This is a genomic window from Pedobacter polysacchareus (genome assembly GCF_019802255.1).
In the GTDB taxonomy this organism is placed as follows: domain Bacteria; phylum Bacteroidota; class Bacteroidia; order Sphingobacteriales; family Sphingobacteriaceae; genus Pedobacter; species Pedobacter polysacchareus.
Window position 1 is genome coordinate 629,818 of sequence record NZ_JAHYSS010000002.1, and the last position, 23,134, is coordinate 652,951.

21 protein-coding genes and 2 tRNA genes are annotated in these 23,134 nt (G+C 37.6%); 17 read left to right on the forward strand and 6 right to left on the reverse strand.

What is annotated here, in order from left to right; translation table 11 throughout:
• Positions 1-25 precede the first annotated feature (25 nt).
• On the reverse strand, positions 26-2,212 hold the full coding sequence (locus K7X70_RS06600; protein WP_222536292.1) for a glutamine synthetase III family protein: 2,187 nt from the start codon (positions 2,210-2,212) through the stop codon (positions 26-28).
• Between the two features lie 260 nt (positions 2,213-2,472).
• On the opposite strand from K7X70_RS06600, the gene K7X70_RS06605 reads away from it, so the two are divergent.
• Together K7X70_RS06605 and K7X70_RS06610 are read left to right on the forward strand one after the other, a co-directional pair.
• Complete coding sequence (locus K7X70_RS06605; protein WP_222536293.1) at positions 2,473-3,297, forward strand: energy transducer TonB; 825 nt, start codon at positions 2,473-2,475, stop codon at positions 3,295-3,297.
• 247 nt (positions 3,298-3,544) lie between these two features.
• Positions 3,545-4,135, forward strand: coding sequence for a hypothetical protein (locus tag K7X70_RS06610; protein WP_222536294.1), 591 nt, complete (start codon positions 3,545-3,547; stop codon positions 4,133-4,135).
• Between the two features lie 46 nt (positions 4,136-4,181).
• On the opposite strand, the gene K7X70_RS06615 is transcribed toward K7X70_RS06610, so the two are convergent.
• A tRNA-His gene (locus tag K7X70_RS06615) sits at positions 4,182-4,258 on the reverse strand.
• Positions 4,259-4,434: 176 nt separating this feature from the next.
• Here K7X70_RS06615 and rnhA point away from each other — a divergent pair.
• Positions 4,435-4,908: a ribonuclease HI gene (gene rnhA, locus K7X70_RS06620; protein WP_062547419.1), complete on the forward strand. Its 474-nt coding sequence runs from the start codon at positions 4,435-4,437 to the stop codon at positions 4,906-4,908.
• A gap of 17 nt (positions 4,909-4,925) precedes the next feature.
• Here the strand turns inward: rnhA and fbp are convergent, their stop codons facing one another.
• From fbp to K7X70_RS06635, 3 genes are all read right to left on the reverse strand, one after another.
• Positions 4,926-5,981: a class 1 fructose-bisphosphatase gene (gene fbp / locus K7X70_RS06625; protein ID WP_222536295.1), complete on the reverse strand. Its 1,056-nt coding sequence runs from the start codon at positions 5,979-5,981 to the stop codon at positions 4,926-4,928.
• Between the two features lie 22 nt (positions 5,982-6,003).
• Complete coding sequence (locus tag K7X70_RS06630; RefSeq protein WP_222536296.1) at positions 6,004-6,495, reverse strand: metallophosphoesterase family protein; 492 nt, start codon at positions 6,493-6,495, stop codon at positions 6,004-6,006.
• A 141-nt stretch (positions 6,496-6,636) separates the two neighbouring features.
• Complete coding sequence (locus K7X70_RS06635) at positions 6,637-7,290, reverse strand: tRNA1(Val) (adenine(37)-N6)-methyltransferase (protein ID WP_255606951.1); 654 nt, start codon at positions 7,288-7,290, stop codon at positions 6,637-6,639.
• 197 nt (positions 7,291-7,487) lie between these two features.
• Here K7X70_RS06635 and K7X70_RS06640 point away from each other — a divergent pair.
• The 9 genes from K7X70_RS06640 to K7X70_RS06680 all read left to right on the forward strand — a co-directional run bounded on the left by K7X70_RS06640 (position 7,488) and on the right by K7X70_RS06680 (position 15,250).
• Positions 7,488-7,564 (forward strand) — tRNA-His (locus K7X70_RS06640).
• A gap of 431 nt (positions 7,565-7,995) precedes the next feature.
• Positions 7,996-8,721 carry a LytR/AlgR family response regulator transcription factor gene (locus K7X70_RS06645; protein WP_222536298.1) on the forward strand — a complete coding sequence of 242 codons (726 nt, stop codon included), beginning with the start codon at positions 7,996-7,998 and terminating at the stop codon, positions 8,719-8,721.
• Positions 8,714-10,627 (forward strand): sensor histidine kinase, encoded by a 1,914-nt coding sequence (locus tag K7X70_RS06650; RefSeq protein ID WP_222536299.1) that lies wholly within the window; start codon positions 8,714-8,716, stop codon positions 10,625-10,627. The genes K7X70_RS06645 and K7X70_RS06650 overlap by 8 nt, the downstream gene beginning before the upstream one ends.
• A gap of 161 nt (positions 10,628-10,788) precedes the next feature.
• Complete coding sequence (locus tag K7X70_RS06655) at positions 10,789-11,244, forward strand: hypothetical protein (protein ID WP_222536300.1); 456 nt, start codon at positions 10,789-10,791, stop codon at positions 11,242-11,244.
• Between the two features lie 14 nt (positions 11,245-11,258).
• Entirely contained in the window at positions 11,259-11,957 is a 699-nt protein-coding gene (locus K7X70_RS06660) for a hypothetical protein (protein WP_222536301.1), read from the forward strand.
• Between the two features lie 4 nt (positions 11,958-11,961).
• On the forward strand, positions 11,962-12,675 hold the full coding sequence (locus K7X70_RS06665; RefSeq protein ID WP_222536302.1) for a DUF1266 domain-containing protein: 714 nt from the start codon (positions 11,962-11,964) through the stop codon (positions 12,673-12,675).
• Between the two features lie 188 nt (positions 12,676-12,863).
• Positions 12,864-13,382: a hypothetical protein gene (locus tag K7X70_RS06670; RefSeq protein ID WP_222536303.1), complete on the forward strand. Its 519-nt coding sequence runs from the start codon at positions 12,864-12,866 to the stop codon at positions 13,380-13,382.
• 192 nt (positions 13,383-13,574) lie between these two features.
• The gene (locus K7X70_RS06675) at positions 13,575-14,804 is read left to right on the forward strand and encodes a hypothetical protein (protein WP_222536304.1); all 1,230 of its coding nucleotides are present in this window, start codon (positions 13,575-13,577) and stop codon (positions 14,802-14,804) included.
• Positions 14,801-15,250: a hypothetical protein gene (locus tag K7X70_RS06680; protein ID WP_222536305.1), complete on the forward strand. Its 450-nt coding sequence runs from the start codon at positions 14,801-14,803 to the stop codon at positions 15,248-15,250. Before K7X70_RS06675 ends, K7X70_RS06680 begins: the two co-directional genes overlap by 4 nt.
• Positions 15,251-15,543: 293 nt before the next feature.
• Here the strand turns inward: K7X70_RS06680 and K7X70_RS06685 are convergent, their stop codons facing one another.
• Complete coding sequence (locus K7X70_RS06685; protein WP_222536306.1) at positions 15,544-15,714, reverse strand: hypothetical protein; 171 nt, start codon at positions 15,712-15,714, stop codon at positions 15,544-15,546.
• A gap of 115 nt (positions 15,715-15,829) precedes the next feature.
• On the opposite strand from K7X70_RS06685, the gene K7X70_RS06690 reads away from it, so the two are divergent.
• From K7X70_RS06690 to K7X70_RS06710, 5 genes are all read left to right on the forward strand, one after another.
• The gene (locus tag K7X70_RS06690) at positions 15,830-16,891 is read left to right on the forward strand and encodes a LacI family DNA-binding transcriptional regulator (protein ID WP_222536307.1); all 1,062 of its coding nucleotides are present in this window, start codon (positions 15,830-15,832) and stop codon (positions 16,889-16,891) included.
• Positions 16,892-17,007: 116 nt separating this feature from the next.
• Entirely contained in the window at positions 17,008-18,294 is a 1,287-nt protein-coding gene (locus tag K7X70_RS06695; RefSeq protein WP_222536308.1) for a sugar MFS transporter, read from the forward strand.
• Between the two features lie 38 nt (positions 18,295-18,332).
• Complete coding sequence (locus tag K7X70_RS06700) at positions 18,333-18,992, forward strand: carbohydrate-binding family 9-like protein (RefSeq protein ID WP_222536309.1); 660 nt, start codon at positions 18,333-18,335, stop codon at positions 18,990-18,992.
• 131 nt (positions 18,993-19,123) lie between these two features.
• Positions 19,124-19,903, forward strand: a complete 780-nt coding sequence (locus K7X70_RS06705) for a family 16 glycosylhydrolase (RefSeq protein ID WP_222536310.1) — start codon at positions 19,124-19,126, stop codon at positions 19,901-19,903.
• 136 nt (positions 19,904-20,039) lie between these two features.
• The gene (locus tag K7X70_RS06710; protein ID WP_222536311.1) at positions 20,040-23,132 is read left to right on the forward strand and encodes a SusC/RagA family TonB-linked outer membrane protein; all 3,093 of its coding nucleotides are present in this window, start codon (positions 20,040-20,042) and stop codon (positions 23,130-23,132) included.
• Positions 23,133-23,134: the final 2 nt, after the last annotated feature.

The window sequence follows — 23,134 nt, forward strand, 5'->3', positions numbered from 1 at the left end:
TTTAGTGGTTTATTGAGGTTTGGTTCTATTTCAAAAACAATAATTCTCTGAATTTTGGAAGAGGCCATACGCTGTCGTCAACGATTTGCTCCAATTTATCAGTGTGGTAACGGATCGTATCGAAGTATGATTTTACATTCTCATCGTAAGCGATTGCTTTATCACGGCTATCTTCAATAGCATTCGTTTGTTTACGTTCTTCCAGCATCTTATCGATGTTTACTTTCAGACCGCTTAAATGCTCAGACACTTTATTGATAATGTTAACAGGAGTTTCTAATGCTTCTTTTGAAACACCTAGATCTTTAAGACCTTTAGCATTTTCAATCAATACATTTTGGTAAGTGATGGTAGCTGGAATGATCATGCTGTTTACTACTTCGCCCATTACCCTTGCTTCAATTTGAAGTTTCTTGTAATAGCTTTCTAATAAGATCTCATGACGAGCGTGTAATTCACGTTTGCTGAAGATGTTAGTGTTAGCAAAAAGCTCAGTAGTTTTATCAGTTACATAAGCATCCAATGCTTTAGGTGTAGTTTTGATGTTTGATAAACCACGTTTCGCAGCTTCATCTTCCCACTCCTGGCTGTAACCATTTCCTTCAAAACGGATGTCTTTTGATTCTTTAAGGTATTTTTTGATGATGGTTAATAGCGCCACATCTTTTTTCTCACCTTTTTTGATCAATTTATCAACTTCAACTTTGAATTTGTTCAATTGATCAGCAACGATAGCGTTTAATACCGTCATTGGTGCTGAAGAGTTTTCAGAAGAACCTACGGCTCTTAACTCAAATTTATTGCCAGTAAAGGCAAAAGGAGAAGTACGGTTACGGTCGGTCGTATCAAAAGAGATCTGTGGGATCTTAGGAATACCTAACCATAATGAATCCTCGCTTTTTACTTTCTTAATGATGCTTCTTGAAGATTCGATTTCATCTAACACATCGTTCAATTGAGAACCAAGGAAGATAGAAATGATTGCTGGTGGAGCTTCGTTAGCACCTAAACGGTGATCGTTGCTCACTGAAGCAATACTTGCTCTTAAAAGGTCTGCATGTTCGTGTACCGCTTTAATCGTGTTCACGAAGAACGTTAAGAACATTAAGTTATTTTTAGGCGTTTTTCCTGGAGACAATAAGTTTTTACCTGTATCCGTGATCAACGACCAGTTGTTGTGTTTACCTGAACCATTGATACCTGCATAAGGTTTCTCATGTAATAACACTTTGAAGTTATGTTTAACCGCAACTTTCTCCATTAAGTCCATCAACAATTGGTTGTGGTCAATGGCAAGGTTGATTTCTTCATAAATTGGTGCACATTCAAATTGAGAAGGCGCAACCTCATTGTGACGGGTTTTCAAAGGAATACCTAATTTCAAGGCTTCGTTTTCAAAATCAACCATGTAAGTGAATACACGCTCAGGGATAGATCCGAAATAATGATCTTCTAATTGCTGTCCTTTTGCAGAGATATGACCAAATAGAGCACGACCTGTTAAGGCTAAATCCGGACGGGCATTATACAATGCGCGATCAACAAGGAAATATTCCTGCTCAATACCTAAAGAAGCAGTTACTTTAGTGATGCCTTTGTCAAAATACTGACAAACGTCAACTGCAGCTTTATCTAAAGCAGATAATGCTTTTAAAAGAGGGGCTTTATAATCAAGGGCTTCACCTGTGTAAGCAATAAATACAGTAGGGATACAAAGTGTTTTACCTGCTTTGCTTTCCATAATAAATGCTGGAGAAGAAGGATCCCATGCCGTATATCCACGTGCTTCGAACGTGTTACGGATACCACCATTAGGGAAACTTGAAGCATCTGGCTCTTGTTGAACCAATGCACTTCCTGAAAATACCTCAATTGCACCGTCCTTACTTGGCTCAAAGAAAGCATCATGTTTTTCTGCTGTAGAACCTGTTAATGGCTGAAACCAGTGCGTGTAGTGTGTTGCACCTTTAGACATAGCCCAAGTTTTCATTGCAGTAGCGATGTGGTTAGCATCTTCATGGTTAATTAGCTCACCTTGGTCAATCGTTGAACTTAATTTTTCAAATACTTCTTTTGATAAGAAGTCTTTCATTTTTTTCTTATCGAAAACATTCACTCCGAAAAACTCAGAAATCTTAGTCGAAGGCGACTTTACTTCTGGTGAAATTCTTGATTGTGCCTCTTTTAATGCAGTTGTCCTTAAGCTTTTCATTTATTTGTTTAAAATTTGGTCAAAAATATATTTTTTGTTTGGTATTTCTCTTGATTTGTTTGTAAAAATACGAATGTCAATAGATAATCAAAGAAATATTTCTTGTTTTTTGGTGTTTTTAGAAAAATAGCTTCAAAAATAGCCTTGTTGTGCTTTCTCTTTGGGCTTTTTGTTGTTTTTGACCTAAACTATTAAAAATGGGTATGGATTATGGAATATGATGGATAATCCCATCATCAGATTGAAAAAACCTTCTAATTATGCTAAACTCTTCTTCAAGCCTGTACAAGTCCGAGTGGCTCGACCTTGTATTCAAAAACAGAAATCAAAGTTATGGCGCTTTTGCATTGAGAGCAGAATCTTCAAAAATCCTTTTGCGTTCCTTGTTGATTGCAACACCCTTGTTTGTGATTCCTTTCTTGCTGACCATGATTAATCGTCCGCCGGAAATAGAACAAAGAAGAGATACTGTAGTAGAGTTGAGACCGCCAGCAGCACCAGTGGTTCCTAAAAAAGAAGAAAAAGCGCCAGCTCTGGAACCGGTAAAAGAAAAACTAAAAACCTATAAGGCGGTAGGCAGCCCAATTGTAGTCGAGGCTCCGGTAACAGAACCGCCTACCTTAAAAGAAATGGAGCATGCCGTAGCAGGCCCGATCACACAGGCAGGCTTAGAAACCAATTTACAGGCGCTGCCAGAAACAGGTAAAGGTGGAAAGGGAGAGGGGCTTGAAGGATCTGGTGGTACAGCCGAAATCGACAACCAAATCTACAATGCTTCAGGTGTGGAAGTATATCCGGAGTTTGAAGGTGGGATGAAGGGTTGGGCGAGATTCCTTCAAAGAAACCTGAGGTATCCTAGCTTAGCGCAGGAAAATGAAGTCCAGGGTAGAGTGATGGTGAGTTTCGTAATTGAAAGAGACGGCTCTATCTCAGATGTGAAACTGATCAGTGGTATTGGTTCAGGTTGCGATGAAGAAGCGCTTCGCGTGATTCGCAAATCACCAAAATGGAAACCTGGGCAACAAAATGCACAGCCGGTTAGGGTAAGGTACACCATGCCATTGGCGTTTGCGCTGGCACAATAATATATGACTTATTATATATAGGTATGTGTTGTTATATAATAAGGATATGCATAAAAGAATAAATTGAATAGAAGTATTGGAATAAAATAAAAGGGGCACTATTTAATAGTACCCCTTTTTTACTGGAATCAATCCCTGTTCATCGCGTATAAATCTATTCTTTTTGATCATTTTTAGAAAGCGTAGTAGAAGGTCTTGTTTTCTTAAATAGAAGCCTATAGATTAGTCCAGTTTATAATAGGGGACAATGAAAATATTTTTATTATGCATTTGCGTAATGCTGATGTATACTGGGAAATCGCAATCCATACAGCGATTAGAAGCGGTATTGCCTGATGATACGCTAAGAGCAGGACAAGGGGTTATTTATGGATGTTTTCTGCAAAGAATAGGAATTACCGGACTCGGCTTTCCTCAGGATATTCGTATCGAATGTATAGAGACCAGGAAAAAGTTCTCTTTTAGAGTGAAAGATGCCTTCGCGATAGCGAAAGCCAGTACTTTCCTTTATCATATACCAGCGGGGAATTATATCATCCTGAATTATTGCTGGACACAAAGTAAACTATTGGGTAGTGTCATTTATACAGAGCCAATATATAAAGGTTATAGTGCCTTGGATGTTTATAACAGTAAGAAATTTGGTGATTTTTTTAAGGAACGTTTACAGCGCTTTACTTTTCTGGTTGCAGCCGGAACCTTAAATTATTTGGGAACCTGGCATTTTGATCAGCCAGTCGTTTCTTTTGAGGAAGACAAAGAGCGCATCGAAAGCCGGCTGACAGGGAAATACAGGTGTCTGAATTTTATAGCAGCAAAGAAAGCATTGCCTCACTAAAATTTCAGGCAAAAAAAAAGCAGTCTTTTCAGACTGCTTTCAAAACTGGGGTGGAATATGGGGCTCGAACCCACGACCCTCGGTACCACAAACCGATGCTCTAACCAACTGAGCTAAAACCACCATGTTTTTTCAACGTCACAAAAGTACGATTAATATTATTTAATGCAAATATTTTTGAAGTTTAACACGGCCTTTTCTTTTAACCAATTCAATTTCAGCATATTTAATTTTCATATTAATATTTATTAGGAATCATAAATTGCATTTAAAGCTTAAAAACATAGATTTGTCCAGATATGATTGAGATTTTTACAGACGGCGCAGCAAGTGGAAACCCCGGACCAGGTGGTTATGGAGTCATTTTACGCTCAGGGAAACATTATAAGGAATTGAGTGGCGGCTTTCGCATGACTACTAATAACCGGATGGAATTACTGGCCGTGATCGAAGGTTTAGAGGCTATTAAAACTCCCGGACAGCAAGTAACTGTAGTTTCCGATTCTAAATATGTGGTAGATTCAGTAGAAAAAAAATGGGTATTTGGTTGGGTGAAGATTGGCTTCAAGGGCAAAAAAAACAAAGATCTCTGGAAGCGCTTCCTGGATGTCTATAAATTACATGATGTGAAATTCGTATGGATCAAAGGCCACAACGCCCATCCTGAGAATGAACGTTGTGATCAATTGGCCGTGGCAGCAGGAAAAAATAAAGCTGCATTGGCTATAGATGTAGAGTTTGAAAAAGAGAGAAATAAAGAAACGTTATTGTAACGTTCCTTTATTTTTTATTAACCTACCTGCTTTAATTTTTGTGAAGCTGTGGCATTGACGTTCTTCTCCGCAGAAAATTCAGCCATCATTCCTTCTGCCATATTGACCATTTCCTTTGAGCCAATAAAAATAGAACTGCGCTGATGTAATTCAGTAGGTTCTATATCGAGGATTCTGTTAAAGCCATCAGAAGCAACGCCGCCAGCTTGTTCTACAATGAAAGCCATCGGATTACATTCATATAACAACCTTAATTTTCCATTGGGTGAGCTTGCAGTAGTAGGGTAGATGTATATTCCGCCTTTAATCAAGTTTCTATGAATGTCACCAACCATGGAGCCAATATATCTGGAAGTATAAGGTCTGTTGGTTTCCTCATCATGAACCTGTACATATTTCAGGTATTTTTTTACGCCTTCAGGGAAGTGTACATAGTTTCCTTCATTTAAAGAATAGATGTTTCCGCCATCAGGAATAGTCATATTAGGGTGAGATAAACAGAATTCACCAATTGAAGGGTCAAGTGTGAAACCGTTTACACCTTTTCCTGTGGTGTATACCAACATGGTAGAAGAGCCATAAATTACGTACCCTGCAGCTACCTGCTGTGTGCCTTTTTGTAATACGTCTGCCAGGGTTGCTTCTCCTTCAACAGATTTCCTGCGGTAAATGGAGAAGATTGTTCCAACTGCTACATTACAGTCGATATTTGATGAGCCATCTAAAGGATCAATACATACGATGTATTTTGCATTTTTGGAGACTGGTGAGTCTATGCGTACAAATTCATCTTCCTCTTCAGTAGCTACAATACAGCATTCACCGCCGCTGGTTAATGCGCTGATAAACTGAATATTGGCAAAAACATCCAGCTTCTTCTGGCCTTCGCCTTGAATGTTGACTGTTCCGGCATCCCCTAGGATATCTACTAGACCAGCCTTGTTGACCTCCCTGTTCACAATTTTAGCCGCGATTCCTATATCCCGAAGCAATCTGGAGAGTTCTCCTTTTGCATATGAAAAATCAGCTTGTTTTTCAATGATAAATTGGCCTAGTGTTTTGATGCCTGACATATTACTTAGTGTATTTTATACGTTATCTATTTCCTATTTCTATGGCCTCTAAGGTATGGATTTTTTCGTCTGAAATACAAAATCTGATTAATGTTTTAACCTTGTGCCAGCCTGAATTTCCTGCTGCACCGGGATTTATATGGAGACAATTGATTTTTGGATCGAACATTACTTTCAGGATATGAGAGTGCCCGGTGATGAATAACATAGGAGGGTTAGTGTATATTTCACGCTTTATATTTGGCGCATATTTTCCGGGATATCCACCGATATGCGTCATCCATACATCTACTTTTTCACAGTTAAATCTGAGGTGTTCCGGGTATTCCGCCCGAATTTCTTTCCCGTCAATATTCCCGTAAACCCCTTTAAGCGGTTTAAAGGCAGCAAGTCGCTCGGCTACGTCTGGACCAAAGTCGCCGGCATGCCAGATTTCATCGCATTCGTCGAAGTGTTTGAAGACGGCATCGTCAAGAAAACCGTGGGTATCAGATAGAAGTCCTATTTTTTTCAAAGTATAGCTTTTATTGTCTATACAAAGCTATGTATATTGAACAGGAGATTCACAAAAAAGGACCGGAAAGAATCTATTATAGAATCAGAAAAAAATAATAGAAGAATTAAAAAAAATGTTTGAAGAATGGAAGAGAAATCCTCAAAAGGCCAGAAAGAAATCTTTTAGCAATTCCTTATAGGCTGGAGTATGAATGCCTTTAGACTCGTAAATGTAAAAATTTTCAGAAGCTATAGCTGCTGTTTTTTGTTTTGATAAACAGATGATGTGACGGATCACCGGTCTACTTTGATCAGAACAAATGGCAATGCGTCTTTGCAATGATAATCCGTACTTTGTTGCGCTTTCCACAAGGAGTTCCGCTTGCTTTACGGGTAAAATTAACCAGAAAGAACCTACATCACTCAGTATTTCGCTTACTTTTTGGACTAAGGATTCAAAGAACTCTTCATCTGCATGTCTTGCAATACCTTTTCTGACCTCCGGGTTTTTCAAATCATTCACAAAGAAAGGAGGGTTTGATACTACCAGGTCGTATTTGCGTGTCGTTTGATAGTCGGCAATTGGACTAAGATGTGCTTTGCTGCGTGTGGCGAATTTTGAATTTTCAAAATTATTAATAGCAGCGTTTGCTGCGGATTCATCAATTTCTACTGCATCAACTTGTGCTTCCGGGAAGCGTTGTGCCAACATCATAGCAATAATGCCTGTTCCTGTACCAATATCTAGTATATATTCAGGCTGGCTCTGAACTGCCGTAGCACCCAATAATACCCCATCTGTATTGATTTTCATGGCACAGCCGGCTTGATTAACCTCAAATTCCTTAAATTTAAAAATACTGCCCATGATGGTAATTGATTGATATAAAAGTAACTGTAAAACTGAAGAGGGGATTGGGAACGCGGCAAAGATAAAAAAATACATTTATTTCACTGAAATATTGGGAAATCAAATTTTAATGCTACTTTTGTGGCCTTGAAAAAAACATGGTGGTTTTAGCTCAGTTGGTTAGAGCATCGGTTTGTGGTACCGAGGGTCGTGGGTTCGAGCCCCATATTCCACCCCAAGTTTTGAAAGCAGTCTGAAAAGACTGCTTTTTTTTTGCCCAAAGTTTTCTGTTGGATGAGTTTGGCTGCTAGATTCATTGAGGGTGTTCGATACATCACCCCATCAAAGGTCAGTTTCTCTGGGTATAACATCCCTACTAGGTATATTTTACCCTCTACGTCAGCTTTTTCATAAAATTCGTCCAATAACCGTTAGCTGTCCATACGCTTAGTTTGAGCGTTAACTACAAGTGCGCTTCCCGAATGGTTTTTTATTTTTTGAATAGCGGCCTTGATGGGGTCAATTGCAGTAGGGGGGCATAAAAAACGGATCCGTCATTTTACTGTGGTGATGGCTCACCTAAAACACATTCCTCTGTTAATAAAGTAATTAACAACAAAGCAGATTTGCTTTGTATATAAATTCCTATTTTTATTTTTTTTGCACGAAATGGCTAAAATTTTTATCGTCGAAGACGAAGCGGAAATACGGGAAGAACTGATACAATTAGTTAGTGCGCGGACTCATGATGGTATCGTAGGGGCCTGCGGCTCGGTAAAAGAAGCATTACTACTCATCCCATCTGCGGCTCCGGATATTATATTGATGGATATAGAACTTTCTGATGGCCATAGTTTTGAGATATTGGAGCGCCTTCCTTCAACACCATTTTCGGTAATTTTTGTAACTGCCTATGAGCATTATGCGCTACGTGCCATCAAGGCGGGGACATTGGATTATCTATTGAAGCCCGTAAAGGAAAAGGAATTGTATGATGCCCTCGATAAAGCCAGCTTGCGACCTAATGTCTTGCATGCGGTACAAAAGAAAATCCTCTTCGATAAGCAATCGACAATGTTGGTATTGAAAACCCTTAATGAAACGTATTTTGTGCGCCATTCCGATATTCTATATTGTAAGGGAGATGGTGGCTATACTACCTTCTTTTTACTTGATGGCAGAGAAATTACAACAAGTACAACACTCAAAGAATATGAAACCCTGTTGCCGGAAGGTTTGTTTCTGAGAATTCATAAATCTTTTCTGATTTGTCTAAATTTTATTATTTCGTACCATCATGATGGCTTTGTTTTTTTACAAGGTGGTATACAAGTGCCTGTATCTACCCGTAAGAAAGATTTATTGATGCAAAAAATGACAATTAATAATGCATAATAAACCCTTGAAGATCTCCTTCCTAATCTCTATTTGGCTAATCATTACCCTATTTATCAGCTGCGGGGAGCCTTCCTCTCCTCGAATAAATCAAGGCCAGTTACTGGATAGCTTATTTGAGCAGATAAAACTAAGTAAACAGCCTAAAAAAGTAATACCACAGCTACAACAATTAATAAAAGAAAATCAAACGGATAGCTCCATACTTAGTCGGGCTTATTTTTACCTCAGCTATTGCTTACTTAAAAATAAACAAGATTCTGCTTCGTTTGAAGTGGCCCAAAAAGCTTTAAATATATTGCCTTTGTCGGAAAAAAATGGGGCCCAGGCGGCTACCAATTTCTATTGGATGGGCTATCTTGAGCAAAAAAAAGCGCAATATTATGCGGCAACTTATTACTACACACAAGCGGCATATCTTATTGATGCAGGCAATTTGAAGCTCAGTTTTCCAAAATCTTCCGGTTTTATTTTATTATGGGCATCACAACTAAACAGTTTCAATAACAGATTGGATTTATCTAATAGATTTGCCAGGAAAGTGCTCTTTCTTTTGAAAAAAGATACCAGTATGTTGGCAAAAGACTTGTCTATATCCGCGAATTTATTGCTTTCACTAGGGTATTTAGATAAGAAAGGACTGGCTAATGACTCCGTTCGATTATATTTAAATCAGGCCACAGAAATAAAAAAGAAAACTAAATTTACCCGTATAGATTACAATTATTATATATCAAAAGCAAAAATATTTTACGAGGGTAAAGAATTGGATTCTGCCCTTTACTATCAATTAAAAGCCTATAAAGCAGATACCTCCAATGCTGATATGGCCTACAACAATCTATTGGGCATTTATGTAAAAAAGCATCAATTGGCAAAAGCACGTGTGGCAGAGCGTGAAGTGACCAGGCGGTTAAGCCAATTTGATGCAGATGATTACCTGATGTATCTGGAAAATAAGATCGCGTTTGCTATTGCTCGTGGCGATAATAAAAAGGCACAATCGACATTTGAAGAGTATGTTCAAAAAAAGAAAGAGAGAGAAGAAAATGAAAACCGAAAAGCAGCAAACGAAATATCTTCGCTTTATAAAACAGTGCAAAAAGACCAACAAATTGGTGCATTAAACAAAAACATAGATAAGATAACGGGACAGTTGGAGTTGAACAGGCTCTGGTTGGCGGTGATTATCCTTTTTTCAGGATTGCTATTTGCGATCATATTATTACTGTTTTTAGACCGAAGGAGAAAAGAACTCATCACCGAAAATAAGCAGGTTTCAGATCTTAATATCAAACTTGAATTGGAACAAAGGTTGTTGCGGAGCCAAATGGACCCACATTTTATTTTCAATTGTTTAGCGAGTATTCGTGCTTTGGTTCGGCAAGAGAAAACTCAGGAGACACTCACTTACCTGGATCATTTCTCCGTTTTGATGCGAGAGAAACTAACGGCAGGTAAACAACGAAATATTGACTTGAAATCTGAAGTGGACTTTCTGGAAAACTATTTAAAGCTGCAACAAATGAGGATGCCAGGCAAATTCGACTATGTATTTGAATTGGACAATGAGGTTGCCAATATGTTTGATGAAATAGAGATTCCGGCAATGTTGCTTCAGCCATTTGTAGAGAATTCTATTTTACATGGATTTAAAAACATCAGTTATAAAGGTCAAATACACGTATCAATGGCCATTAACAATGAGGTTTTAAAGATCATCATTAACGACAATGGAGTTGGTTTGGATACCACTGATAAGCCGACCCATACTTCGCGTGCCACCCAAATTGTAACAGAACGAATTCAGTATTTACAAGCTGAAGGTTTAGGAGAGGCTAGCCTGTCGATGAATTCCCAGGTGGATGCTCCTGGTACAATTGTCACTTTACGGATTCCGGTTTAAGTGTAGCGTTCGTTCACTGAAAGCCGGCACTTCTTTATCGCTTTGTTCACCTTAGATTTTATTTGTTTTATTTGTTTTTTAAGTAATTAATTGGCTTAAAATGATCTGCTGCGCTTATAGATTTCCAGCAATTGCGATACCATTTGAAACAAAAAATAGATATGATGAAAACAATTATTTTAACTGCATGTATTGCGTTTGCAAGCTTAAGTTTAGTATCTGCAAAAGCAAAAATCCCTATTTGTCTTCCCTGCGAATCCATCGAAACTGTGCAGGAATTACCTACAGATTCTGAAATTCAAAAATTGGCCGGACAAAAAGTAAACCTATCTTATGCTAATAAAGAATATGGCATTTTTGGGTTGTCTATTTGGAACACTGATGGAAGATTTGTATTGAGTGACATTTCTAATAATACGTATTTTGAAATTGATCCCCAGGTAGCTAAAATATTAAAAGAGAAACATGATTTTGATGCGGAAACTGCAGAAAATCCTTTGTCTTTTTGGAAAAAAGCAGGAGGAAAACTTGTTTTCTTAGTCATAATAGCATTACTAATTTGGGCAAGTATTCCTTCAAAAAACAAAACTAAAGACGTAGAACCAACTAATATTTAAAATAAGCATTTTTTATGAATCCAATATTCTTAATTCCTGCAGTATTAGTAATTGCCGGAGTGTGTTTTATGATCTACATGAACAAAAAACACCAATCAGCAAAATCAGAAATAGACTTAGATTTTGAAAGAAATAAATATGATGTTTACAAACAAGAGGTTTTAGCACAAGATTTCCCGCAAATAAAGCAATGGATGAAAGGAAAATCAATAGATGCCTATACCTCCGCATCTGTACCTCAATCTACAGCAAATAAAGTTCAGGATGTGATAAGTGACGGCATAAAAAACGTAGCACTCTCTGCAATTGGGGTAAAACTTAGACGAATAGAAACCGAATGCTTTTGGGTGTTAAGTGGCAGTGATTTACATTTTTTTAGCACCAATACTGTTGGCGAATTAGATGAACATGTGGTTTTTGACAATTTCAGAATGGAAGAAGCAACGCTTCGGTATGGAGGTATATTAAAATCACAGTTAGGTGTTTACTCAAAGTCTTCGGAAGAGTATTTACCAAAAACACACATTATCACATTTAACATCGATGGTACTCCTTTGTCACTTGAAGTTCATGACAGACTAAATTATGTACCAGACCCAACGGATATTTTAAACATGAACAAACAGTTAATGACAAGAGTTAAATATCAAATAGTGGGTGAAAAATTTGTGAAAATATTGCAAGACAAGTTCCCAAACCTTCAGGTAGCATAATTGTATGAGCATATTTTCGAAATTTATTAACGCCTTCAAGAATCTAAGACTAAACGATAAAAATGTAGTAATTGGCCTGCAATTAGATCATCTACTAATTAGTTCAATGTATGCTGAACAACAAGCTGCCTATCTTAACTCTTATGAAACGGGGCTTGATAAAGGCACATTGAAAACAATTCTAGAGGATTATTGGGAGATCTTTGACAAAGATGATGCAATTGAAGTTCTTTCAGATCTGCAAAACAGAAATCAAGACGAGTATTTAGATATTGTGTATAATGCCTTTGAGAATAGGGAAAATTATGTAGCTATTTTAAAATCTAATCTACCGGATGAAGCAGATGTTTTTAAACACTATGTGGAAATATATCGAAAACTAAGCAATGTTGTACCTGAGCTTATAGCACAGAATGTATTCCAGGATTTCTCAGCTATTAAGCATATAAGAGATACTGCCTGGAATTATGGAAGAGGTGCATTTTTATCACGCTGTTGTTATGAAGCAGGCTATATTTCTGAAGTAGAATTGATTGAATATTTACAGAAATCACATACAGGGCTAAGAAACTATTGCAGAACCTGGAGAGAATACACAACCAGTTATATTTTTGGAAGAGCAATCTGGGGTGGTTCAAACAACGATGGAATGATACAGATTGCAGACGATCTGCTGAATAGTGAAAAAAGCCCATTGAAGAACAAAATCTATCTGTAAAAAATGCCGGTCAGCCTCTACAATTTGGTGATAGTGAAGGTTGACCGGCAATAGACGGTACCATTAATCTGAATCAATCTCTTTTTCGTACTTCGATTGCCGGTTCAGCATGTATAGTTTCCAAACGATTAATCTTCAACAGAAAAAAATCACATTAGCTCACAATTGGGCTAAAAATGAAATTCAATATGAAATTTAGACTTTTAATTTTGTCATTATTGATCCTTGGTTGTCAAACAAACAAAATGGAAATAGTAAATAAAAAGTTTTCTATTGGTAACCTCAATAATTACAAAGAAAATGACACTGCATTTGTAAGTTTGAAACGGAATATAGAAACCGATGAAATTGAATGCGGAGGAAATAATTGTTTGATAAATATTGAATTTACAGAAAATGTCCCCAAAATAAGTATTGACCAAAGTTTGGGGATTTTTATTTCTAAAACGGGAGATTTAAATGACGATAAAGCAAATGAAATAATAATTTTTTCTCGAACCAATGAAGGTTACTGGAATAATATTTCAGTCTGGTCGTTTAAAGGCAGAAAGTGGAATGAAATTGCAAAAACTAGAGCATTTATATCAGAAAATCTAGATTTTGAAAATAGGATAACTAAAGAAGACGGCAACTATTATTTAATTGGAGAAAACCAATGGGAGGAAGATGAAAACGGAGATTTTAAAAAAATAAAGGTCAAAATATAAAATCCACATCGCTACGCTGCGGAGGTTAGCGTTAAGTTTGACTGGCCGACTGCAAGAGTCAGAAATAAACATTAACACAGAAAAAGTTATCGGTCACAATTCTGAACTAAATGAACTTTGGACAGACAACGAATAGCTTTACCCCAAATGGAAAAGGAATATTGAAAAATTAATAGAACGACTGAAATAGAAATGAGTAGAAAAAACCAAATTTCAAAACATTTTGGAAAATCAGTTTTAATTGCCTTTAGCCTAGCTGCGGTTTATGCCATAATTGCACCTGTTTTAATAAAGGGGATGTATGCTGAATTTTTTCATTTTTCCGTTGCAGTTGGGCTATTTTTAGGAAGCATTATTTTTTATTTCATTTTTATATTTTTCAGATCTATACAAAAATTACCATGGCTTTTTGGGGGTATTGCTGTTTATATTTCTATTGTAGTTATAGCCAATACTGATGTTGATATTTATTTCAGAAACTTATTTAACAGTAGTCATTTACCTCAGCAATACAGTGAATATCAAGACCTAAAACAGCCTGTGTTACAGTTTAATAACAAGGAAATGAAACTTGTAATTGATGGCAGTACTGATTTGGACCACTATTTAACGACAAAAAATCACTTGATAGTAGTAGAGGTTAAAAATGAAAGAACAGGTACTGAAGCTATACAACAAAAGGAATATTCTAAATTTGATAGTCTAGGCAATTTTATGGCTAAATACAAGCCAACTAATTCCAACGAAATTTTGTTTGAAGGTTATCTGATCAATGTAGTTGAGAACTACTACAGAACCTGGCCTTTAGATGGTGATACTTCGAAAATAAACATCGAAACTCAGAACGCAGATTTTAGTTTCGATGCGAATAAACAAGCTGATTTTATTGCAAACTTTGAGGAAAGGGCTACTTTTCTATTTTCAAAACAATGTTGGACAGCTGACCAGCCATCCAAGAAATTTATAAAAACAATATTTAGGGAAAACGATAAATGGATTGCGTTTTATAATGATACAAAAGCCAATCGGACTATTAAAAGTAGAGGTACGGTTTATAATGATCTATTCAGATATTATTCAATAGAAGATTATAAATTGGTTCCATATGATAATGAAAACATTCAATACCAATATTTTCAAGAAATAAGCTTGAAGCGCAGTGATTCCGGTACGGAAAATTGGGATGGTTACTTGTATACCAATGTCATTGTTAATAAAGACACTTTGAAAATCAAGGAAGCTTTAAAATTGGGTCTGGAATGGGAAATCAACCAATCAAAAATTAAGGATAAAGTTGTTGGAGGTCTATCCAAAAAAAGCCAGGGAGAATATTCACGTTATTTTTTTTATAGTAACCCCAAACTTCAATATCAATTATTTACAAACCATCTCGGCAAACTGTATTTCATCAAAAATAAATGAAAAACTCACAAAAAAGCATAAAACTAGTTGCATACTTTTTAATCATCATCTTTTTAAATTCTTGCTCTTCGAGATACATTAAATTGGTAAGTCCTGATACAAAAACAGAATTTGGAATAACACTAACAACGCCTTCTCAAGGAATATTTTTTGTGGAAAATGAAAAAGTTGGTGCCTCAAAAAATAAGATTGAAATCCATACCAAAACAGCTAACTCAATTTACAACAATTATGGACCAGCAACAGACAAAAGGTTTGTAGGAAGAACAAATGCCCGACAATTAAAATTTAATGTCAAAGACAAAACATACCTAATAGATATTACGAAATTTAAAAAAAGAACTGCTATGGTTTTGTTTAACGGAGAAAGCAAACCTATCATTAAGTATAACGCAAAAAACTACAATGCAGTAGTTAAAGATTATTTTGCTGCACAATACAAATAATATGCTTACCACTAACAAGGGTTCCTGCTTAATTTAAAAGTGGTTTTACATTTGCAAAGTCAGTATTTAGCTGAAAGTTTATGCTTCGAAACCAGTTTCTTCAACAAGCTACCACCACCATAGGCGGTAATTTCAGACAGACCAAAACCATATGAAAATAACAGACAAGCTGACGTTGTTGTTTATACAAGGCATCTAAAATATTGTTTCATAAAAATGAACGACATGTTTCTTATCACTAATAGAGAGGTTTGGACTTCTGTAGTAGTGATGAATTTTGGCCAATCTGAAGATCATTTTCCTGGACTAAAATAGTTTAGCCCTTTTCCAAGCTCATCAAATTCATCCATTTTTCTTTTTAAATCGGCCAGACGCTTCAAATCATTAATAAACTGAAAATTAATCAGAAACATAAGTGATATCAAGTTTTGAGAAACAGTCTGAAACAACTGTTTTTTTTGCATACAGAATTTTTTTTTTCAACCAAAAATCAGACTTGACTATTCTTTAGAGACCAATACTGAGCTAGTTGAACTTTTGAGAATATAATCTGTTATCTTTAGATAATTTTTTAAGTATATGTCAGCAAAAGATATTGAATTAACAGGGGTAAAGGAAATCGCAAGAAGGGCTAATGTTTCAATTGGAACCGTTGATCGTGTGATTCATGACCGCAAGGGAGTGTCACAAAATACGAAAGACAAGGTTAACGCAATTATTAAAGAGCTTGATTATCAGCCGAACATCCTGGCAAGAAGACTGGCTTCTAAAAAGCAGGTTATTTTTGCAGTGCTGATTCCAAAGGTTTCGCAAGAAACAAATTATTGGGAGGCACCACTTCTTGGTATTGAACAGGCAGGAGCGGAGATCAGTCCCTACGGCATTACCTTACAGAAATATCTATTCGATGTAAATGATAAAAACTCTTTCCTGGAGCAGATTAAACAGATCGATCTTTCCATGGTACAAGGAGTGCTTTTGGCACCAAGTTTTATCGAAGAGTCTGAACGTTTCGTGAAAAAGCTTGAAACAAGAAAAATACCATACGTATTTATCAACTCAGATATACAGGGACACAACAGCTTAAGTTATTTCGGTCCGGATCTTTATCAGAGTGGTTACCTATCTGCCCACCTGATGAAATACCTTGTTAAAAAAGAAGACGAGATTCTAATCGTTAACATCTCACAGGAAATAGATAACCAGCACCACTTGTTGCGCAAAGAGCAAGGTTTTAGAAACTATTTCGCGGATAAAAAACTGGAAAATGCGATCCTAAAAATTGATATCAAACAGACCGACTATACCTATATCAGCAACGCACTGGAAGAGGTCTTAAAAAAACATAACATCGTGGCTGTTTTCGTCACCAATTCGAGGGTTTCCACTGTTGCTAAGTATTTATCAAAGACAGGAGATCAGCATAGAGTTTTAATCGGATTTGATTATACCAAAGAAAACCTGACTTTCCTTAAAGAAGGTGATATTGATTTTCTGATCTGTCAGAAACCTAGGGAGCAGGGATATAAAGGGCTGATGGCATTATATCAATTTGTGGTACATTCTAAAGTTGGCGAAAAAAATAATTTTATGCCAATTGATATCATCACAAGCGAGAACTGTGACTTCTACCTGAATTAAAGCCCTCATTTCATTTCTATTCCCGTCAAATACAAAGTAACATTCTTCAGCTAATTTGGAATTCACAATAATGTTTTGTTTATTCGTGTACGTTAACGTTAAGCACGGTAAACTATATGGACAAGAAGACTTATCATAAATCTTTATATATCATCGCGGTACTTTTTTTTGTTTTTGGTTTCGTGACCTGGATAAATGCAATGCTGATCCCATACTTCAAAATTTGCTGTGAGCTTAATAACCTCGAGTCTTATTTTGTAGCTTTTGCTTTTTACATTTCTTATTTATTCATCTCCTTTCCCGCTTCAATACTGCTCAAAAAATATGGCTTTAAGAATGGTATGATGATCGGTTTTTTTGTGATGGCTATTGGTGCATTTATGTTTGTACCAGCTGCACTGTTACGTAATTACCCATTATTTTTAGTCGGCCTGTTTACGCTGGGAGCGGGGCTGGCTGTTTTACAAACAGCAGCAAATCCTTACGTCACTATATTAGGTCCAAAAAATAGCGCAGCAATGAGGTTCAGTATTATGGGAATCTGCAATAAGTTTGCAGGGATTCTCGCTCCCTTGCTTTTTGCTGCGGTGGTACTCCAATCTTCGGATCAGGCATTATTTGAACAAATCAAGTCGTTAGGACCAGCTGAAAGGGCACCGATTCTAGACGAATTAATCAGAAGGGTTATTGTTCCTTATTTATGCGTAGGTGGAATCCTGGTTTTACTAGGTTTTCTGGTACGCTTTTCCTCTTTACCAGAAATTAATACAGAGCAGGAAGATGAGCTGACCGCAGCAACGAATAAAGGGAAGCGCAACATCTTTCAATTTCCACACCTCGTTTTAGGCGCAATTGCCATATTTGTTCATGTAGGTTCGCAAGTTATTGCGGTGGATACCATTATCGGGTATGCCCATTCCATGGATATTTCTCTTTTAGAAGCAAAAGTGTTTCCTTCGTACACACTTGCCGCAACCATTGCTGGCTACCTCCTGGGAATTTCGCTGATTCCAAAATATCTTTCTCAGATTTTCGCTCTGCGTGCCTGTATCATTTTCGGTGTCATATTTACCTTATGCATCGTTTTCAGCAATGGCAGCGTGACGATATTAGGCCATAAGGCTGATATATCTATATGGTTCATTGTATTACTCGGCTTTGCAAACTCCATGATATGGGCTGGAATCTGGCCATTGTCTATGGATCGATTGGGACGTTTTATAAAAATTGGCGCTGCAATTCTGATCATGGGGCTTTCCGGAAATGCCGTTATGCCACTCTTATATGGCCACCTGGCCGATATTTATGGCTTACAGAATGCCTATTTAGTGCTTTTACCATGTTATGTCTACCTGCTATTTTATGCTTACAAAGGGTACAAACTCGAGCGCTGGGTTAGTTAATGTTAAATCACCTTTATTATTCTGCATAAAATTTCAAAATGAACTTAAACATCTTTTATCTCCATGAAGATTCCAATGTCTCTCCAGAACAGCTTTCAGAAAAACTAGCTGCCTTTCCCAGACATCAATTAAACAATGACTCCTGGCCTCATATCAATACAATTTGTACAGCCGATTTTACCATTGCCTACAGGAAGCAAGAGATCCTGTTAAAATTTAGGGTATATAATGATTATTTCCGCTCGATAAAAAGGCCGATTAATACGGAAGTACATTTCGATAACTGTGTAGAATTCTTTGTTGCTTTTGACCAGTCAGATCAATATTATAATATTGAGTTTAATTGTCTGGGGATTGGAAAGATGGCTTATGGCAGCCAAAAGGATAAAAGAACTTTATTACCGGAATCTGTCGTACAAAAGATTCATACCTGGACAAAATCAAATATCCTGGGAGCGGAGTTTAACTGGGAGATGACGATGAGTATACCTGCAGAAGCCTTTGTGTTCCATCAGATTCAAAGTTTTGAAGGCCTTAGTGCTAAGGCAAATTTTTATAAATGTGGGGATGAACTGCCAAATCCTCATTTCTTGTGCTGGAATAAGATTGTCTCGGCAACACCTGATTTTCATAGCCCGGACTATTTTGGGACCATCCAGTTTATGCCTGCACAAGCTGAACCGGCTAGTTTTAAATGATCACACCTATATTTTTTTAAATAAATTCGTGTACGTACCCGTTTATTTAATATATTAGCATTTAGATAGTTGTAATTGTTGTTCAACTGGATTTCTATCTGTCATTTACTAACCAAAACTAACCAAACAAGATGAAGAGATTTTTACTTTTACTGCCATTGATATGGACTTGTAAGCAAGATGTGGCTGCTTTCAGCAAAGAGAAAGTACCAGACAGCGCTGTTATATCGACATCCACACCCGCTTCTGCTACAACTTTAAAATTTGCCGGATACACCTGGGTTGTTAAAACTGGAACTGGTTTGGGACCCGGACCTAATTTCTGGAGTGAACGCAATGCCTGGGTAGATGCAGCAGGATTACTTCACCTTAAACTTTCTTATGATCAGGCAACTTCGAAATGGTTATGTGCTGGGATTACTTCGAAGGAGAATTTGGGATATGGTACTTACCAATGGCAGGTTCAAGGCCCAGCCAGTACTTTAGATAAAAATGTGGTGGCAGGGCTTTTTCATTATTCTGGTCCTGATGGATTTAATGAACTGGACATAGAATTTGCGCGTTGGGGAGACGCAGCTAAACCCAATGTAAATTATAGCGTATACCCGGCAGCTGGAAGTAAAGGAAAACAGCAGCGGATCACGACAGAATGGAAACAATCTGGCGGTACAGCAAGTACGCACCGCTATACCTGGACTAATGAATCGGTTGTGGTTAAAAGCATGAATGGTTTCTATAATGATGATACAAATATGTTTTTTACACATACTTTTTTGCCTCCTTCAGCGGTAATACCAACAGAGAAAATGCCAGTTAAAATGAATCTCTGGTGTTTCCGTGGTATGCCGCCAAGCGATGGAAAGGAAGTAGAGCTGGTCATCAGAAGCTTTAAATTTACACCAGCTCCATAATAAAAAAAATTTGACTTTTAATCGTGTACGTAAACGTTTAATTGTGCTTAGTTTAGTAATTTACAACACCTATTAAGAGAGGTCAGAACCGTTACCGGTGATGCTGATCTAATCTATCAACCAAATAAAACCGCTAATGAAAAAGATATACTTAATGGCCATAATGGTCGCATTTTCCATGCTAAGTACCTTTGCCCAGGTCAATCCCGATAAAGGGACCGGATTTACTTTAACCGGGCAGGTCACTGATGCAAAAACGAATGAGAGCCTGATAGGTGTTTCAATTCGTGTGCAGGGAACAGATAAAGGCACCGCAACAGATAAGAATGGCAAGTTTAGTCTGGCGATAAATCCTGGAGCAGTCATTTTGGTCAGCTATATTGGTTACCAGAACCAGACTGTCAACGTCGGAGACCGTAAAACCTTAGATATTAAACTTGCTGAAAGTGGCAAGCAGCTATCTGAAGTCACCATTAATGTGGGCTACGGTACTCAGAAGGTGAAAGAAGTAACTGGTGCTGTCGGTTCAATTTCGGCTAAACAGATGGATAACCATGCGCTGGGGGATGTAAATTCGAGTCTCCAGGGAAAGATTGCCGGACTTCAGATTACCAGTAATTCCGGTGAACCAGGTGCTGGGGCCACAGTTAGAATTCGTGGTGCCTCTTCAGTCAACGGAAGCAGTCAGCCTTTATATATTGTAGATGGTGTACCCATCAACGCTGATACTTATGGTGGTGGATTGGTAGATGATGCCTCTACTTTCAGTCCTTTGGCAGATTTGAATCCCCAGGATATAGAATCGATAGAAGTATTGAAAGATGGAACCGCATCTATATATGGCTCCAGAGCATCTAATGGTGTAATTATCATCACTACTAAAAGTGGAAAAAATTCCAAGAAACCGGAGATACAGTTCTCTGCTAATGGAAGTATTGCTGACATCACCAGGAAAATTGGCGTGCTGAATGCACCACAATTCAGAAGCGCATTTATAGATGCGATATATAATTTCACAGGAGCACAGACCACTAAAGTTTCGGTAATAGATTCCCTGCATCCCTATTATAATAAGTCTAACAATTGGCAGGACTTGATGTATCGTACCGCGTATCAGTATAAAGCTGATGTGAGTGTCAAAGGCGCTTCTAAGGATAACAACATGAATTATTTTGTGAGCGCAGGCTATAAAGATATAGATCCGATCATCATCAATACTAAATTTAAGCAGGCTTACGGTTCTGCAAAGGTGTATTATACCGTCAATAAGACCATTTCTGGAAATACAAACTTCAACGTATCCACTAATGATTACAATAGAATTCTCAGCGGACTCAGTAACCAAAGTGCGATCTATCAGGCTTTAAGTACCATGCCCGTTTATTCCCCTTACGATCCCATCACCGGACAGCTGATTCCGCTTTTAGAAGGAAGTAAGCCCAATCCGATTGCCATCTCTGAGCTGGCAGCCAATAAAATCAATAGGTGGAGGATGTTTGGAAATCAGGACCTGAAGTTTAAAATTATGAAAGGCCTGGAATTCAAAACTACTTTAGGCTTTGATTATTCGAATACCGAGGAAACAAATTTCACGCCCCAAACACTCTTACCGCAAGGCCAGATCAGTTCCTCTTACCTGACCACAGGGAAAAACTATTCCTTAATTAATGAGAATACATTAAACTATAGGACTACGCTGTCTAAAGACCATAACCTTACTTTTCTACTTGGTCAGTCTTATCAGAAATTCACCGACAATACGGTCAATGTGATCGGCAGGGGCCTGATTGATGCAACCATTACCTCTATCAATGGTACTTCAGTGGTTTCACTTTACAATCAGAACATCGAAGAACATAGCTTGCTGTCTTACTTTACCAGGGCAAACTATGACTACAAAGGAAAATATCTTTTCTCTGCGGTGATGAGAGCAGATGGTTCTTCCAGGTTTGGAGCGGATAATAGGTTTGGATATTTCCCTTCATTCTCGGCCGGATGGAGATTGTCGGAAGAAGATTGGTTTAAAAAAATCAGCTTTGTTTCAGATGCAAAGATCCGGGGAAGCTATGGTGTAACTGGTAACCAGTCTATTGGGAACTATGCATGGCAGGGATCATTGACTAACGTAGGTACTTATTTAGGAAATGTAGCCATCGTTTCCAACGGAGTTCCAAACGCATCTTTAAAATGGGAAACGACGAAACAATCAAACTTAGGGGTTGATCTTTCCTTTCTGAATGATAGAATTCGCTTCACTGCGGATGCTTACCTGAAAAAGACAACGGGGCTGTTATTTGATGTTGCCGTTCCAGGAACAACAGGGTATTCGACTGTTCCTGCAAACTTCGGCAGTTTAGAAAATAAAGGACTTGAATTTACACTTTCAACAGTTAATATAGATAAGGAGTTCAAATGGAATTCTACATTCACCTTCTCGTTAAACAGAAATAAGGTGCTTTCTCTTCCTGGCAATCAGGATTATCGCCCAAACATTTATAATATGGCCAGGGTGGGCGAAGCTGCCGGTGTGTTTTATGGACTTAAAGCCATGGGCGTTTACGCTTATGATACAGATAATGTTTACAAGCGCGATGCGGGAGGAGCTGTGGTTCCTTACCGTCAGGGATCTGCAAATGGATCTATATATAAAGGTGGCGATGTCATCTGGGAGGATGTAAATGGTGATGGTATCATAAACGATTCGGATTTACAGGTAATTGGAGATCCAAATCCTGATTTTACAGGAGGTTTCCAAAATGAATTCAGCTATAAAAACTTTACGCTTTCTACATTGATCACCTACAGTTTTGGGAACGATGTGTTTAATGAGGTGAAAAGAAATCTGGACGCAACGCCTTATGATCAGAATTTTACCACCGATCAACTGCGCAGATGGAGAAAGCCGGGTGATGTAACTGATGTTCCAAGATTGGTGAAAACTGATCCGATGCTGAACAATGCCATCTCCAGTAGATTTGTAGAAGATGGTTCGTTTATCAGGATTCAAAATGTTGCGCTTAATTATAGAATTCCAGCAAAAACTTTAAGCAGGTTAAAAATAAACAATGCTACTGTAGGGTTCTCGGTAGTTAACCTGTTCACCTTTGGTTCCTACACAGGTTATGATCCCGAAGTCAGCTCTTCAACCAATGCATTGGCGGTTGGTATAGACCGAGGATCTTTCCCAAGAACAAGAACATATAATTTGTCATTGAACTTTAGTCTTTAATA

Excerpts from the sequence above, each read along its gene's own strand:
- K7X70_RS06700 (WP_222536309.1), top strand. The coding sequence starts at position 18,333 with ATGAACTTAAACATCTTTTATCTCCATGAAGATTCCAATGTCTCTCCA.
- fbp (WP_222536295.1), bottom strand. The coding sequence starts at position 5,981 with ATGTCAGGCATCAAAACACTAGGCCAATTTATCATTGAAAAACAAGCT.
- K7X70_RS06660 (WP_222536301.1), top strand. The coding sequence starts at position 11,259 with ATGAATCCAATATTCTTAATTCCTGCAGTATTAGTAATTGCCGGAGTG.
- K7X70_RS06650 (WP_222536299.1), top strand. The coding sequence starts at position 8,714 with ATGCATAATAAACCCTTGAAGATCTCCTTCCTAATCTCTATTTGGCTA.
- K7X70_RS06690 (WP_222536307.1), top strand. The coding sequence starts at position 15,830 with ATGTCAGCAAAAGATATTGAATTAACAGGGGTAAAGGAAATCGCAAGA.
- K7X70_RS06655 (WP_222536300.1), top strand. The coding sequence starts at position 10,789 with ATGATGAAAACAATTATTTTAACTGCATGTATTGCGTTTGCAAGCTTA.
- K7X70_RS06600 (WP_222536292.1), bottom strand. The coding sequence starts at position 2,212 with ATGAAAAGCTTAAGGACAACTGCATTAAAAGAGGCACAATCAAGAATT.
- K7X70_RS06685 (WP_222536306.1), bottom strand. The coding sequence starts at position 15,714 with ATGCAAAAAAAACAGTTGTTTCAGACTGTTTCTCAAAACTTGATATCA.
- K7X70_RS06665 (WP_222536302.1), top strand. The coding sequence starts at position 11,962 with ATGAGCATATTTTCGAAATTTATTAACGCCTTCAAGAATCTAAGACTA.
- K7X70_RS06610 (WP_222536294.1), top strand. The coding sequence starts at position 3,545 with ATGAAAATATTTTTATTATGCATTTGCGTAATGCTGATGTATACTGGG.
- K7X70_RS06705 (WP_222536310.1), top strand. The coding sequence starts at position 19,124 with ATGAAGAGATTTTTACTTTTACTGCCATTGATATGGACTTGTAAGCAA.
- K7X70_RS06645 (WP_222536298.1), top strand. The coding sequence starts at position 7,996 with ATGGCTAAAATTTTTATCGTCGAAGACGAAGCGGAAATACGGGAAGAA.
- K7X70_RS06710 (WP_222536311.1), top strand. The coding sequence starts at position 20,040 with ATGAAAAAGATATACTTAATGGCCATAATGGTCGCATTTTCCATGCTA.
- K7X70_RS06695 (WP_222536308.1), top strand. The coding sequence starts at position 17,008 with ATGGACAAGAAGACTTATCATAAATCTTTATATATCATCGCGGTACTT.
- rnhA (WP_062547419.1), top strand. The coding sequence starts at position 4,435 with ATGATTGAGATTTTTACAGACGGCGCAGCAAGTGGAAACCCCGGACCA.
- K7X70_RS06670 (WP_222536303.1), top strand. The coding sequence starts at position 12,864 with ATGAAATTTAGACTTTTAATTTTGTCATTATTGATCCTTGGTTGTCAA.
- K7X70_RS06635 (WP_255606951.1), bottom strand. The coding sequence starts at position 7,290 with ATGAAAATCAATACAGATGGGGTATTATTGGGTGCTACGGCAGTTCAG.
- K7X70_RS06680 (WP_222536305.1), top strand. The coding sequence starts at position 14,801 with ATGAAAAACTCACAAAAAAGCATAAAACTAGTTGCATACTTTTTAATC.
- K7X70_RS06605 (WP_222536293.1), top strand. The coding sequence starts at position 2,473 with ATGCTAAACTCTTCTTCAAGCCTGTACAAGTCCGAGTGGCTCGACCTT.
- K7X70_RS06675 (WP_222536304.1), top strand. The coding sequence starts at position 13,575 with ATGAGTAGAAAAAACCAAATTTCAAAACATTTTGGAAAATCAGTTTTA.